This is a genomic window from Xanthomonas prunicola, assembly GCF_025266575.1.
GTDB lineage: Bacteria > Pseudomonadota > Gammaproteobacteria > Xanthomonadales > Xanthomonadaceae > Xanthomonas > Xanthomonas prunicola.
This window is the reverse complement of record NZ_CP096142.1, coordinates 2,093,036-2,106,894: the sequence shown is the minus strand read 5'-3', so window position 1 is coordinate 2,106,894 and position 13,859 is coordinate 2,093,036. Positions and strand designations below refer to the sequence as shown.

Below are 13,859 nucleotides of genomic sequence, written 5' to 3'. Positions count from 1 at the left end.
CACTGAATACGCAAGGGACTTCTATGAGCGTTGACGCGACCGCGCCGACATCCGCCTCCAATCCGCCGCCGCCGGTGCCTCCCGAGTTCCCCACGTTGCTCGGCCATCCTCGGCCGCTGTGGTTGCTGTTCATGACCGAATTCTGGGAACGCTTCGCGTTCTACGGCATCCGCTGGGCGCTGGTGCTGTACATCGTGGCGCAGTTCTTTGGCGGCGACGCCACCGGCCAGGCGCCGGCGGGGCGTACCTACGGCGCGTATCTGGCGCTGGTGTATGCGGCGGCGATCTTCGGCGGTTACGTGGCCGACCGCGTGCTGGGTTACCAGCGCTCGATCCTGGTCGGCGCGGCAGTGATGGCGACGGGTCTGTTCCTGATCGCCATTCCCGACCACACCCTGTTCGAGATGGGCCTGGCCACCGTGGTGGTCGGCAACGGGCTGTTCAAGCCGAATATCTCCACCATGGTCGGCAAGTTGTATTCGGTGGCCGATCCGCGCCGCGACAGCGGCTTCACGATCTTCTACATGGGCATCAACCTGGGCGCGATGATCTCGCCGGTGTTGACCCAGTTGCTGGCCGAAAAGGTGTTCGGCACCGAAGCCATGCCGTCCTACAAGATGGTGTTCATGGCCTCCGGCGTGGGCATGCTGATCAGCCTGGTGTGGTTCTGGTTCGGCCGCGTCCAGCTCAAGGGCATCGGTGCGCCGACGCCGAACGCGCAAGGCATGGGTCGCGTGCTGATGGTGCTGGTGGGCTGCCTGCTGGCGATTCCGGGCGTGTACTTCCTGCTGGCGGTCGGTGCGGATGTGTTGCAGATCGTGCTGACGGCGCTGTTCATCGGACTGTCGGTGATGCTGTTGGTTGAAGGCATCCGCGAGGGCAAGGTGCAGCGCGACAAGGTGATCGCGATGCTGATCATTTTCGCCTTCAACGTGCTGTTCTGGATGTTCTTCGAACAGGCCGGCAGCTCGTTTACCTTCCTGGCCGACAACATCGTCAATCGTAATTTTGGTGATTGGACCTTCCCAACCGCATGGTTCCAGTCGGTCAACTCCATCGCCATCATCGCGCTGGCACCGATCATTGCCTGGATCTGGGTCAAGTCCGGCCGCTTCAATCCGTCGATTCCGCGCAAGTTCGGCCTGGGTCTGCTGTTCAACGGCCTGGCGTTCCTGCTGCTGATGTTTGCCTTGTCCAGCCTGGTCAACGATGCAGGCAAGATCCCGTTCTGGACCTTGTTCATGGTGTACGTCATCCAGTCGATCGGCGAGCTGTGCCTGTCGCCGATCGGCCTGTCGATGGTGACCAAGCTGGCCCCGGTACGCCTGGTCGGTTTCGGCATGGGCGGCTGGTTTTTGTCCACCGGAATCGGCAACAACCTGTCGGGCATTTTCGCCGGCCATGTCAGCGGGAACGAAGGCATGAGCGTGTCCTCGGCGCTGGGCGGGTATACCTTCGGATTCTGGGCGCTGGTGGGCGCCGGCGCGTTGCTGTTCCTGATCGCGCCGCTGATCAATAAATTGATGCATGGTGTGAAGTGAGGAGAACAGCGATGCCGATCAAACCTCTTGTCTGTGGTTTATTGCTGACGGGCCTGTTGAGCGCCTGCGGGCAGACCAGCAGCCAGCAGGAAGCGCCAAAGCCGTTGGATACGTCGATGCAGAAGCCGCCCAGCGCCGATCCCAGCCAGCCGGTGTCCTCGGGCAATACGCCGACCGCTGCCGATATCGCCGCAGCCGCCGCCCTCAATGCACAGTACGACCCCTCGCGCGATCCGGCCGCAGATCTGGAGACGGCCAAGGTCGAGGCCAAGCGCGGCGGCAAGCGCATCGTGCTCAATGTCGGCAATGCGGCCTGCGAGCCCTGCAAGGCGCTGGATGAGCTGATGGGCGGCGACGCCGAGCTACGCAGCTTCCGCGACGCGCACTTCGTCGTGGTCAAGGTCAACCGCGATGCGGCCAACGAAAACGCTGCCTTCCTGTCGGCGTTCGCCCAGCTCAACGACTCCCCGTCGTTGCTGGTACTGGACAACGACGGCAAGCTGCTGACCACCCAGTCTGGCCCGGAGCTGCGCAAGGGCGAGGGCTTCGACCGTAAGAAGCTGTTCGACTTCCTCAAGCACTGGGCGCCGCCGCAGGCCTGAGGTCGCGTCAACGCGTCAAACAAAAAGCCCCCGCACTGCTGCGGGGGTTTTTTGTTTGTATCGTGCCCAGGCGCATCGGCTGGCGCGCACGCGGTCAGTGTGCGCCGCGCGCTGCTTCTGCATCGCCCGCTGCAGCCTTGCTGGCGACGGCAGGACACAGCGGCATGCGGCGTTCGGCTGCCATGCGCGGCGTGCGAACCAGCGAAGCATCGCGCTCCAACCTACGCTCGCACTCTGTAGGACCCACGCCAAATACAGCGCCGTGCGTCCAGCTGCCACGCTCGCGCTGCGTCAGCGTCGCGCTAGCAACCAACTGCAAGTGGATCAGTTGCTGCGCAGCGCCCAGGCACCACGCAGTAGACCCCAGCGAGGCGCTGCCTAGTCCTTGCTGACCATGCGCGGCAGCCCGTCTTTGGCCAGCCGGTCGATCAGCTGTTCCAGGATCTGCTGTTCTTCCGCGCTGAAGACCGACATCAACCGTTGTTCCATCTCGTTGACCAGCGGCGCGACGGTCTCATAGACCTGGCGCCCGGCTGGCGATAGCGCCAGCATCGAGCGGCGGCGATCGTCGCCGTGGGTTTCGCGGCGGATGAAGCCGCGCTCCAGCAGGCGCGCGACGGCGCGGCTGACTGCGACCTTGTCCATCGCCGTGCGGTCGGAGACCTCACTGGCCGAAGAACCCGGGTACAGCGCCAGGATCGTGATCACCCGCCACTCGGGAATCGCCATGCCGTAACGATCGCCGTATACCTTGGCGATGTTGCTGCTGATACGGTTGGACAGCACGCTCAGGCGATACGGCAGGAACTGCTCGAGGTTGAGCAGCACGGGATGGTGCGGTGGGTGGGGGGCGTCGAGGTCGCTCATGTTGCACTGTGTCTTGATTTTGGTTTCATTTGCAACTACAAAACGAGGGTGGCCTGCGCATTCTCGCGGGTCTTCTGCTACTCCGCATAGCCCTGCGGGCCCCCCAAGCGTGGAGAAACGACGATGAGCGTACAACCGAACACTACTGCAACCCGCCCGGATCCGGGCATGCAGGTCACCACCTTCGACAATCCGATGGGCATCGACGGCTTCGAATTCGTCGAATTCGCCGCACCGGCCGGCCAGGCGGAGCAACTGCACGACTATTTCCGCAAGATGGGCTTCAGCGCGGTGCTGCGTCACCGTAGCCGCCCCATTACCGTCTATCGCCAGGGCGGGGTCAACTTCCTGCTCAACGAAGACCCCGATTCGTTCGCCGCCGACTTCGCCGCCGCGCACGGCCCGTGCGCCTGCGGGTTTGCGATCCGCTTCCGCACCCCGGCGCAGACCGTGCTGCAGACCGTGCTGGGCAACGGCGGCGAAGCGGTGCAGGACAAGGCCGATACCCGCGCCGTGCCGGCGCCGGTGGTCAAGGGCATCGGCGACTGCATGCTGTATCTGGTGGACCGTTACGGTGACGCCGGCAGTATCTACGACGCTGATTTCGAGCCGATCGACGGTGCCGACCAGCACCCGACCGGCTTCGGGCTGACCTTCATCGACCACCTCACCCACAATCTGTATTTCGGCAACATGCAGCGCTGGTCGGATTACTACGAGCGGCTGTTCAACTTCCGCGAGATCCGCTACTTCGACATCAAGGGTGCCAAGACTGGCCTGGTGTCCAAGGCGATGACTGCGCCGGACGGCATCGTGCGGATTCCACTCAACGAATCCTCCGACCCCAAGAGCCAGATCAACGAGTATCTTGACGCGTATCAAGGCGAAGGCATCCAGCACATCGCCTGCTTCACGGACGATATCTATACCAGTGTGGAAAAAATGCGCGCCGCCGGCGTGAGCTTCCTGGATACGCCGGATACGTATTTCGATGTGGTGGACCTGCGCATCCCCGACCACGGCGAAGATGTCGACCGCCTGCGTCGCAACAAGATCCTGATCGACGCCGACCCGGATACCAAACAGCGCAAACTGCTACAAATCTTCACCACCAACTGCATCGGCCCGATCTTCTTCGAGATCATCCAGCGCAAGGGAAATGAAGGCTTCGGCGAAGGCAATTTCCAGGCGCTGTTCGAGAGCATCGAGCGCGATCAAATGAAGCGTGGGGTGCTTTGAGGGCGGGGATTGGTGATTGGCTGTTGGGGATTTGCTGAAGGCAATACGTTCGAGCGCCACATCATCGGAACACGGTTGTCTGACAAGAAAAAGCACTAAGAACTCACGCAGTTAAAGCTCCTCGCCCCAAGGAAAGAGGGGCTTAATCTCAGTCCTTCGGACCTAGTTTGGACGCATGCCATGCCTAACAAAGCTCCCTACATGACCGGCTTCGGCAACGAATTTGCGACCGAAGCCGTGGCCGGTGCTCTACCGGTCGGACAGAACTCGCCGCAGCGCGTGGCGCATGGGCTCTACGCCGAGCAGCTGTCCGGCACCGCGTTCACCGCGCCGCGTGGCGAGAACCGGCGCAGCTGGTTGTATCGGATCCGTCCTGCCGCGGTGCATGGCAGTTTTTCGCTGATCGAGCAGTCGCAGTTCCACAATCATTTTGGTATCGGTCCGGTGCCGCCCGATCAGCTGCGCTGGAGTCCGTTGCCGCTGCCATCCGTGCCCACTGATTTTGTCGATGGCCTTTACACCATGGCCGGTAATGGTGGGCCGGAGGCGATGTCCGGCGTCGGCGTGCATCTATATGCGGCCAATGCATCCATGCAGGATCGCTTCTTTTACGATGCCGATGGCGAGCTGTTGCTGGTGCCGCAGCAGGGCCGCTTGCGCGTGCATACTGAATTGGGCGTGCTGGCGTTGGAGCCGCAGCAGATCGGTGTGATTCCGCGCGGGGTGCGCTTTCGCGTCGAGTTGCTGGATGGCACCGCGCGCGGCTACGTGTGCGAAAACTTCGGTGGCCTGCTGCGCCTGCCCGATCTAGGGCCGATCGGCTCGAATGGGCTGGCCAATCCACGCGATTTCGAAACACCGCACGCGGCCTTCGAACAACGCGAAGGCGCATTCGAACTGGTGGCGAAATTCCAAGGGCATCTGTGGCGTGCGGACATCGTTCACTCGCCGCTGGATGTCGTCGCCTGGCATGGCAATTACGCACCCTATCGCTACGATCTACGTCGTTTCAATACCATCGGCTCGGTCAGTTTCGATCACCCCGATCCCAGTATCTTCACCGTGCTGACCTCGCCCAGCGACACGCACGGCACTGCGAACATGGATTTTGCGATCTTTCCGCCGCGTTGGCTGGTGGCGCAGCACACCTTCCGCCCGCCATGGTTCCATCGCAACGTCGCCAGCGAATTTATGGGGCTGGTGCACGGCGTCTATGACGCCAAGGCCGAAGGTTTCGCGCCCGGTGGCGCTTCGCTGCATAACTGCATGAGCGGACACGGCCCCGATGCGGCCACCTTCGACAAGGCCTCGCAGGCAGATCTCACACGCCCGGACGTGATCACTGAAACCATGGCCTTCATGTTCGAAACCCGCGCAGTGTTGCGCCCCACGCAGCAGGCATTGAACGCCGCGCATCGGCAAGCCGATTACCAACAGTGTTGGTCCGGATTGCGCGCCGCATTTCAGCTGCCGACAGCGGGAGACGCGATATAGGTCACACCGTAGAGGCGGTCTGGTGCTGCGTCTGCGGCGTATGCCCTTCAGTGATGTGATTGCGAGAAGTGCTGTTACTGCCCTGGCTGCTGTTGTTGCGTCAACGCTGCGCGCAGGTCCTATCGTTGATGCGCGTCGAGTGACTGCGCAGAACCAGTCGACGCGCGCGCCCCAATACGGTCGAATCACGCCGCTTGCAATGTCTCCGGCAGCAGCTCGCCGATCCGGGTACGCACGCGTTCGGCATAGCTGGCCGACGTGATTTGCGGCAGGGCATGCAAGGCCTGCGCGATGGCCATGCGAATCTGATCTGCGTCGCGCGCGGCCTGCAGTTGCCGATGCAGCGCGACGGCGACGGCATTGCGTTGCAACTGCAGGATATCGAGCAGATACAGGCGTGCGTTGGTGGCTGCGCGGCGGCGCAGGCGCTGTAGCTCTTCTTCGTTCGGCTCGGCATCCGGTGGGAGCGCACGTGTCTCGGAGACCGCCGGCGGTAGGGGAGTGGCTGCTGTGTTGTGGGTTGGGGCTGCAGCCACACCAAGATCCAGATACCCCATCGCGCACAGGCTTTGCACCAATGCAGCGCCATCGCCGCCCAGCAGCAGGGCGAGCGCCGCAAGATCACGCTGCCCGTCGGCGAGGATCAGGGCGCGTCGTTGCAATAGCGTCAGCGGGCTGCGGTGCGATTGCAGCGCGGTCAGGGCAAGCTCGGTCTTGCGTGGGGTCATGGCGGCGGTCCTGCGAAGCCAACAGCGTGACGGCCGCCAATGAAGCGCCGATGACATTACCGCGACGGTGCGTGCCGTGCTCTCCACATCATCGCGATGCCGGCTGTGTACGCTGTGGCGCACGCATAGAGAACGCACGCATGACATCCAGACTGTTTTGCCTGATGGGCGCATTGCTCGTACTGACCGGCTGCAACCGCGACCAATCAGCGGCTGCGTCCGCACCCGCCACTGCCGAGCACGTGCCGGTTGCCGCGGCTGACGACCAACCGGCGGCGACCGTTCCCCCGGCCGCTGCGCCAGCAGGCACGTCTCCTTCGCACACTCAGCCGGACCCCGCTGCGCTGGCGCGCATGGACGGCTATGGCGATCTGCGCTTTGGAATGGATGCCACGCAGGCACGCGCTGCCTGGGGCGGCGATTTGCAGGGCGACGCCGCCACTGACGGCGGCTGTTATTTGCTGCGTCCCACATGGGCCAGTGATGCACGTCGCTTCGGTTTCATGTTTGAAGGCGGGCATCTGGTGCGCTTCCAGACCAGCGAACCGAAAGAGACCGCGCCCGGTGGTGGCAAGGTCGGCATGATGTTGACTCAGCTGCGCGCGCTGTACCCAGACGGTCTAACCGAGCAGCCGCACAAGTACGTATCCGATGCGCTTACCCTGCGCCTAGCCGACGCAGCAGCAAAGACCGCACTGGTGTTCGAGACTGATGCAGACGGCAAGGTCACCAGCTGGCGCGTCGGCCAGCCGCCGCAGGTCGATTACGTCGAAGGCTGCGGCTGAAATGCTGCGCGCAACCGTAATGCAGTCTTGCGCAGGATTTTGCGCGTAGCGCCAACAGGCGGCTTAGAGCGGCTATCAAAATGTAGCGAGCAGCCGTCAGGTAGGCGTGGATGGCGCGCTTCGAACCGCAGTGTACGCGTGGTACATGCCGATTCCGAGCACCGGCCGCGCCCGCCTGGCGGTGAGCGCAGTCGTTTTGTTAGCTGCTTCTAGTGAGTGCATGCGATCCGAGGCGGCCATACGCGCCTCCAGCCAGCTGCGCATTGGCTCGATCGTTGGATTGCAGCAACATTGACCGGCATGGACTTGATTCTGATCGGCCTGTGCGTCGCGACCGGTCAGTGTGCTGGTCGGTCGCAGAATCGCTGCGCCCAACCGTCACACAGCGCTGCGCGTGATCTTCCAGTCGCGCCACCTGGCAGCTGTGTGTCGGTCGTTGGCGAGCGAATGACGTGCGCGCACGTAAACCGATGCGCCGTGCATCCACTCCGCGTCAGTCTGCGAAGCCGCAAGGCAACAAGGTCCTGAGAAAGATCTGCACCGGTGCGCAATCAATTGATTACCAAAAACACTCCTCAACCACCGTCCGACGCCGGCCCCGGATGCTGCTTCTCGGTGACTTCGTCCTCGCCGACATCGCCTTTGACCTGCGGCAACCCTTCCTGTTGCACATCGCCATGATTTGGCACTTCCGGGCGGTTTTCCATCATCAGCGACAGCGCTGCCTTTGCCATCAAGTGCGCGCTGATCGGTGCAGTGATGAACAGGAATACGGTGATCAGCAATTCGCGCGGCTGCGGGTCCACGCCCAGAAACAAGTGATAGCCCACCGATGCCAGCAACACGCAGCCCACACCAAGCGTGCTGGCCTTGGTCGGTGCATGCAGGCGCTTGAAAAAATCCGACAGTTTCACCAAGCCAAAAGCGCCGATCAGGATGAAGAACGTGCCCACCAGCAACAAGGCACTGAGCAGATATTCGGTGAGGGCGATCATTCGACAATGCTCCGCCGCAACACATATTTGCTCAGCACCACGGTGCTGCCGAAGCCGAGCATCGCAATGACCAGCGCAGCTTCGAAATAGATCGGTGAATCCAGATACATGCCCAGCAGCATCAGTTCGGCGATGGCGGTGATGGAGAGCGTGTCCAGCGCCAGGATGCGGTCTGGCACGGTCGGCCCGCGCAGCAGGCGCCATAACGCCATCAGGATGGCCAGGCCGACCGCGTGCATGCAGATCACGATGGTCGATTCGATAAACATGTGGCCGGTCATGGAAAGATCTCCATCAGGGGCTTCTCGTAGCGGCTCTTGATCTCGGCAATCAACGCGTCCGGATCGTCCAGATGCAGCACGTGCACCAGCAGATATTTACGGTCATCCGACAGCGCGGCCGAGACGGTACCGGGCGTCAGCGTGATCATGCTGGTCAACGCGGCGATCCCGTGGATGTTGGCGATATCCAGCGGCACCCAGATAAAACCGGGATGGATGCGCGACTCCGGCCCGAGCACCTGCGCGGCCACCTTGAGGTTGGAACGCACGATGTCGCCCGCGGCCACCAGCAGCATGCGCGGCACCGAGCGTAGCGAACCGATCTGGGCGAACTCGCGGTCCAGCCGCGCCGCGAAGATCGGCACGACCACGCCAAGCAGCATGCCCAACCCCCATTGCTGCGGGCCGAAACTATCGCTGAGCAACAGCCAGAACACGAAGACCGTCACGCTCAACGACGGCGAGGGGAACAGGCGACGACGCAATGGTACGCGCGTGGTCATGGCTGCCTCCGTTGCGGTGTCGTGGCACGCACCTGGTCCACATACGCGCCCGGTTCGCGCAGCTGCGCAGCGGCAGCATCGGTGTAACGCATCAAGGGCCCGGCGCCCACGGTCATCGCCACCAGCCCGCTGAGCAACACCACCGTGGCGGCGGTCTCCACCGGGCGCATGCGGCCACGCCGCTGCGGCTGCAGTTCCGGCGCGTCTTCCGCAGCGGCGGGCACGCGCCAGAACAAGCGCACGCCGGCGCGCGTGAGGCCGATCACCACCAGCAGGCTGCTACCGAGCACCGCGCCCCACACCGGCCCGACCAGGCCCTCGGGCACGTGCTGCAGCAACGCGGCCTTGGCCAGGAACCCGGACAGCGGCGGCAACCCGGCCACCGCGACCGCCGCGATCATGAACATCGTGCCTGGAATGGCCCGCCCCGGCAGGGGTGCCACGACTTCCTTGCGGTCGCTGGCACTGCCGCGGCGACGCCGGATCAGATCCGACACCATGAACAAGGCGGCCGCCACAAAGCTGCTGTGTGGCAGGTAGTACAACCCGGCACCCAATGCGCCGGCATCGTCGAGCGAGAACGCGATAAACAACGTCGCCGCCGAAAACACCACCAGGTACGACACCATGACCCGTAGACGCGATGCAGCCATCACCCCGAATGCGGCCATCAATAGTGTCGCGATGCCCAGCCACAACAGCGCATGGCGCCCGAAACCGTGCATCGCGCCCGCACCGGCGCCGAACCACAACGACGACACACGCAGCGCTGCGTATAGCCCCACCTTGGTCATGATGGCGAACAACGCAGCCACCGCCGCCGGCGCGCGCGAATAGGTTTCCGGCAGCCAAAGATACAGCGGCAGCAGCGCACCCTTGCTGCAGAACACCAGCAGCAACAAGCCCAGCGTGGCTTTGGCCAGCGGCACATCCTGCGCCGGCAGATCGGCGATGCGCTGCGAGAGCTCGGCCATGTTGAGCGTGCCGAACACACCGAACAGCAAGCCCAATGCAATCAGGAATAATGTCGACGCGCACACGTTGAACACCACGTAATGCAGGCCCACACGCATCTGCAATCCACGCCCGCCGCTGAGCAGCAGCCCATAGGAGGCGATCAGCATCACCTCGAAGAATACGAACAGATTGAAGATATCGCCGGTTAAAAATGCGCCGTTCAAGCCCATCAACTGGAACTGAAACAGCGCATGGAAATGCGGTGCGCGCCGGTCCCAGCCTGCGCACGCATGCAACAGGCACGCCGAACCCAGAATCAAGGTCGTCAACACCATCCACGCCGACAGGCGGTCGCCCATCAGTACGATGCCGATGCGCGCCGGCCAGTCGCCGAGCAGATAGACCAGGATCTGGCCGTCGGCCGCGCGCGCGAACAAGGCGATGACCGCCGCGGCCAGCAAGGTCATGCTGACCCAGGCCACGCTGCGCTGCACGCGCGGCCCATAGCGACGATGTTCGACGAACAACGACGCCGATGCACCCAGCATCGGGATGAGGATCGGCAGGATCAGCAGATGATTCATCGCCGTGCCTGCCGCGTATCCACGCCGGTGGCGGCATCTTCGTGCGCATCCACATGGTCGCTGCCGTTGTCGCTACGGCTACGGATCGCCAGTACCAGGCTTACGGCCGTCATCGCGAACGCAATCACGATGGCGGTCAGCACCAAGGCTTGCGGGAGCGGGTCGGTGTGATGCATCAGTTCGGCTGGCACGCCTTCCCGCAACACCGGTGCCTGGCCGCTGCGCAAGCGTCCGCCGGCAAAGATCAGCAGGTTGGTTGCGTACGACAGGAAGGTCATACCCAAAATCACATCGAAGCTGCGCGCGCGCAGCAGCAGATAGATCGCCAATGTGGTGAGAACGCCGATCGCACTTGCCACTGCCAATTCCATCAATGTTGCTCCGCGGTGCGTGTCGAACGTTGGGTGGGATCGATCTCGCCGCGCTGCGAACTGCGCGTGCGTGAGGGTTTGATCGTCCCCATCATCGACAGCATCAACATCGCCGCACCGAACACCACCAGATACACACCGATATCGAAGCCCAGCGCACTGGCAAGTTCCAGCTCGCCCAGAAGCGGCAGCGGAATTTCCAGGTGTCCGCTGCTCAGGAACGGCAGCCCGAAGACCAACGAGCCCGCACCGCTGACAAGTGCGCACAACAAGCCGATACCGATCAGGCGGATGTAGTCGAAACCAAAGCGCGACTCCACCGAGGCCGTGCCCTGAATCACGTACTGCATCAGCAACGGCACTGCCAGCACCAGGCCGGCGATGAAGCCACCCCCCGGCGCGTTGTGCCCGCGCAGGAACAGGAACAGCGACACTGTCAGCGTCAGCGGGAACATGATCTGCGCCAGATCGGCCGGCACCGGCAACTTGATCGGCGGCCCCGGCATGGTGCGTTCCGGTGCCATGCGCGAGCGGCGTAGCAAGGCATGCACCACCAGCCCGGCAATCGCGAATACGGTGATCTCGCCAAAGGTATCGAAGCCGCGGAAATCCACCAGGATCACGTTGACCACATTGCGCCCGTAAGCCTCCGGTAACGCGCGCTGCAGCAGTTCGCCGGCGACGGAGTGGCTGGGCTGCGTCAATAAGCTATACGCCAACGCTGCCAGTCCCGCACCGCCCACAACCGCAATTGCGGCATCGCGAATCTTGCGTCGCCGCGCATGTTCGGGCAACGAGCGTTCGGGCAGATAATTCATCGCCAGCAGCATCAGCACCAGCGTGACCATTTCCACCAGCAACTGCGTCAGTGCCAGATCCGGCGCCGACAAAAAGACGAACGTCAGGCTGACCGCCAGCCCCGTACCGCCCAGCACAAGCACCGCCAGCAGGCGCTGCTTGTACAGGAACAGGCTGCCCAGGGCGCACGCCATCATCAACAGCCACACCATCCAACCCAGCGCAGGCATCGGCGTGGGTGCAGGCCAGTCTGGCAATGTGCCGCCTTGCAGGAACGGCATCAGCGCCACCACGACAGCGCTCAGCACCAGCAGCATCAACATGCGCTGCAGATTGCCGTTGGTGACCGCATCGGTCATGCGTGCGGTGGCAGCGAACAAGGCACGCAAATTCCATTGGAACAGTGCCTTGCCCGGCGAGCGGTTCTGGATGGCGTATAAATCCAGCGTGCGTCGCAGCGCCATGTACAGCAGCGCACCGCCGACGATGCCGGCAACGCTCATCGCCAGCGGCAAGTTGAAGCCATGCCACAACGCAAGGCTGTAGTGGGGCAGGCGATCGCCAAGGATCGCCGTGGCGCCCGCGCGCAAGACCGGCGCCACCGTCCACGCCGGCACGATGCCCACCGCCACGCAGGTGAGCACCAGTACCTCCACCGGAATCCGCATCCAGCGCGGCGGCTCGTGCGGTGTGGTATCCAGATCGCGCGGGCCGTCGCCGAAGAAGGTGTCGTGCACAAAGCGCAGGCTGTATGCCACCCCCAGCAGGCCGGCCAGCAGCGCAGCGGTGCTGGCCAGGATGCGCATCAGCTGCGGTGCCTCGGTGTCCAGGGCAACAGCGAAGAACATTTCCTTCGACAAGAAGCCGTTGAGCAGCGGAATGCCCGCCATGGCCAGCGACGCAGTGATCGCCAGCGCGCTGGTCACCGGCATCAAACGCCGCAGATTGCCCAGCTTGCGCATGTCGCGCGTGCCGGTTTCGTGGTCGATGATGCCGGCGGCCATGAACAGCGAGGCCTTGAATACTGCATGGTTGATGAGATGAAACACGCCGGCCACCACCGCCATCGGCGTGGACATGCCGAACAGCATTGTGATCAAACCAAGATGCGAAATGGTCGAATATGCCAGCACACCTTTGAGGTCGTGCTGAAAGATCGCGTGCCACGCGCCCAGCAATACCGTGATCGCACCGATGCTGGTGACCGTATAGAAAAACAGATCGGTGCCGGCCAGTGCCGGATGCAAACGCGCCAGCAAAAACACGCCGGCCTTCACCATCGTGGCCGAATGCAGATAAGCCGACACCGGCGTGGGCGCCGCCATTGCCTGCGGCAACCAGAAGTGGAACGGAAACTGCGCGCTCTTGGTGAAAATGCCCAACAGCACCAGCATCAACGCATACGGATACAGCGGACTGGCGCGGATCACATCACCGGCGGCCAAGACGGCATCCAGCTGAAAACTGCCGACGATGCGGCCGATCATCAACACGCCGCCCAACAGCGCCAGGCCACCGCCGGCCGTCAGCACGAAGGCCATGCGTGCGCCTTCGCGCGCGTCCTTGCGGTGCGACCAGAACCCGATCAGCAGGAACGAACTGATACTGGTAAGTTCCCAGAACACCATCAGCAACAACAGATTGCCCGACAGCACCATGCCGAGCATCGCACCCATAAACAGCAATAGATAGGCAAAAAAGCGCGAGGCGCTATCGCGTGCGCTCAGGTAGTAATGCGCATACAGCACCACGAGTGCGCCGATAGCAAGCACCAGCAGTGCAAACATCCACGCCAGGCCGTCGAGCCGCAGCGAAAACATCAAGCCAATCTGCGGCAGCCACGCATGTTCACTGCGAATCACCTCGCCGCGCAGCACCGCTGGCGTCAACAGTGCCAACACCAGTAGCCCGCCCAACGGCGCGGCCACAGCCAACCACGCAGTGATCGAACGGGGGGCGCGCCAGAGCAGCGCCGCGGCAGCGGCCATGACAAATGGCAGCGCCAGCAGAATTTCCAACGAGAAAGGCATGCAGGGAACACGAGATTCGCGAGCAGGCCACAGAGCTTAACAAACCGTTGACTGACGTCCGCGTCAACGCCGCCGCCGCGCACA

General features: G+C 63.0%; 13 protein-coding genes and 1 other RNA gene. 5 read left to right on the top strand and 9 right to left on the bottom strand.

From position 1 onward, the window contains the following. Positions 1–23: 23 nt before the first annotated feature. Complete coding sequence (locus M0D43_RS09040) at positions 24–1,541, top strand: peptide MFS transporter (protein ID WP_252164359.1); 1,518 nt, start codon at positions 24–26, stop codon at positions 1,539–1,541. An 11-nt stretch (positions 1,542–1,552) separates the two neighbouring features. Further along, positions 1,553–2,143 carry a thioredoxin family protein gene (locus tag M0D43_RS09035; protein ID WP_252164358.1) on the top strand — a complete coding sequence of 197 codons (591 nt, stop codon included), beginning with the start codon at positions 1,553–1,555 and terminating at the stop codon, positions 2,141–2,143. 378 nt (positions 2,144–2,521) lie between these two features. On the opposite strand, the gene M0D43_RS09030 is transcribed toward M0D43_RS09035, so the two are convergent. Next, positions 2,522–3,010, bottom strand: coding sequence for a MarR family winged helix-turn-helix transcriptional regulator (locus M0D43_RS09030; RefSeq protein WP_252164357.1), 489 nt, complete (start codon positions 3,008–3,010; stop codon positions 2,522–2,524). Positions 3,011–3,133: 123 nt separating this feature from the next. Here M0D43_RS09030 and hppD point away from each other — a divergent pair, with 123 nt between their 5' ends. Next, positions 3,134–4,249, top strand: coding sequence for a 4-hydroxyphenylpyruvate dioxygenase (gene hppD / locus M0D43_RS09025; RefSeq protein ID WP_252164356.1), 1,116 nt, complete (start codon positions 3,134–3,136; stop codon positions 4,247–4,249). A 180-nt stretch (positions 4,250–4,429) separates the two neighbouring features. Beyond that, positions 4,430–5,743, top strand: a complete 1,314-nt coding sequence (hmgA, locus tag M0D43_RS09020) for a homogentisate 1,2-dioxygenase (protein ID WP_252164355.1) — start codon at positions 4,430–4,432, stop codon at positions 5,741–5,743. Positions 5,744–5,928: 185 nt separating this feature from the next. Here hmgA and M0D43_RS09015 read toward each other — a convergent pair whose 3' ends face one another. Continuing rightward, entirely contained in the window at positions 5,929–6,471 is a 543-nt protein-coding gene (locus tag M0D43_RS09015; RefSeq protein WP_252164354.1) for a hypothetical protein, read from the bottom strand. A 164-nt stretch (positions 6,472–6,635) separates the two neighbouring features. Here M0D43_RS09015 and M0D43_RS09010 point away from each other — a divergent pair, with 164 nt between their 5' ends. Next, positions 6,636–7,256, top strand: a complete 621-nt coding sequence (locus M0D43_RS09010; RefSeq protein ID WP_252165001.1) for a lectin — start codon at positions 6,636–6,638, stop codon at positions 7,254–7,256. 70 nt (positions 7,257–7,326) lie between these two features. On the opposite strand, the gene M0D43_RS09005 is transcribed toward M0D43_RS09010, so the two are convergent. The 7 genes from M0D43_RS09005 to M0D43_RS08975 form a co-directional block, all read right to left on the bottom strand. Beyond that, positions 7,327–7,403: non-coding RNA, sX9 sRNA (locus M0D43_RS09005), on the bottom strand. A gap of 428 nt (positions 7,404–7,831) precedes the next feature. Further along, a complete protein-coding gene (locus M0D43_RS09000) occupies positions 7,832–8,251 on the bottom strand; it encodes a Na+/H+ antiporter subunit G (RefSeq protein WP_252164353.1) in 420 nt (139 codons plus the stop codon). Next, positions 8,248–8,532: a K+/H+ antiporter subunit F gene (locus tag M0D43_RS08995; RefSeq protein WP_252164352.1), complete on the bottom strand. Its 285-nt coding sequence runs from the start codon at positions 8,530–8,532 to the stop codon at positions 8,248–8,250. Before M0D43_RS08995 ends, M0D43_RS09000 begins: the two co-directional genes overlap by 4 nt. Beyond that, positions 8,529–9,035 carry a Na+/H+ antiporter subunit E gene (locus M0D43_RS08990; protein ID WP_101362948.1) on the bottom strand — a complete coding sequence of 169 codons (507 nt, stop codon included), beginning with the start codon at positions 9,033–9,035 and terminating at the stop codon, positions 8,529–8,531. Before M0D43_RS08990 ends, M0D43_RS08995 begins: the two co-directional genes overlap by 4 nt. After that, positions 9,032–10,576: a monovalent cation/H+ antiporter subunit D gene (locus M0D43_RS08985; RefSeq protein ID WP_252164351.1), complete on the bottom strand. Its 1,545-nt coding sequence runs from the start codon at positions 10,574–10,576 to the stop codon at positions 9,032–9,034. The genes M0D43_RS08990 and M0D43_RS08985 overlap by 4 nt, the downstream gene beginning before the upstream one ends. Further along, positions 10,573–10,947: a Na+/H+ antiporter subunit C gene (locus tag M0D43_RS08980; protein WP_252164350.1), complete on the bottom strand. Its 375-nt coding sequence runs from the start codon at positions 10,945–10,947 to the stop codon at positions 10,573–10,575. Before M0D43_RS08980 ends, M0D43_RS08985 begins: the two co-directional genes overlap by 4 nt. Next, a complete protein-coding gene (locus M0D43_RS08975) occupies positions 10,947–13,775 on the bottom strand; it encodes a monovalent cation/H+ antiporter subunit A (RefSeq protein WP_252164349.1) in 2,829 nt (942 codons plus the stop codon). The genes M0D43_RS08980 and M0D43_RS08975 overlap by 1 nt, the downstream gene beginning before the upstream one ends. Positions 13,776–13,859: the final 84 nt, after the last annotated feature.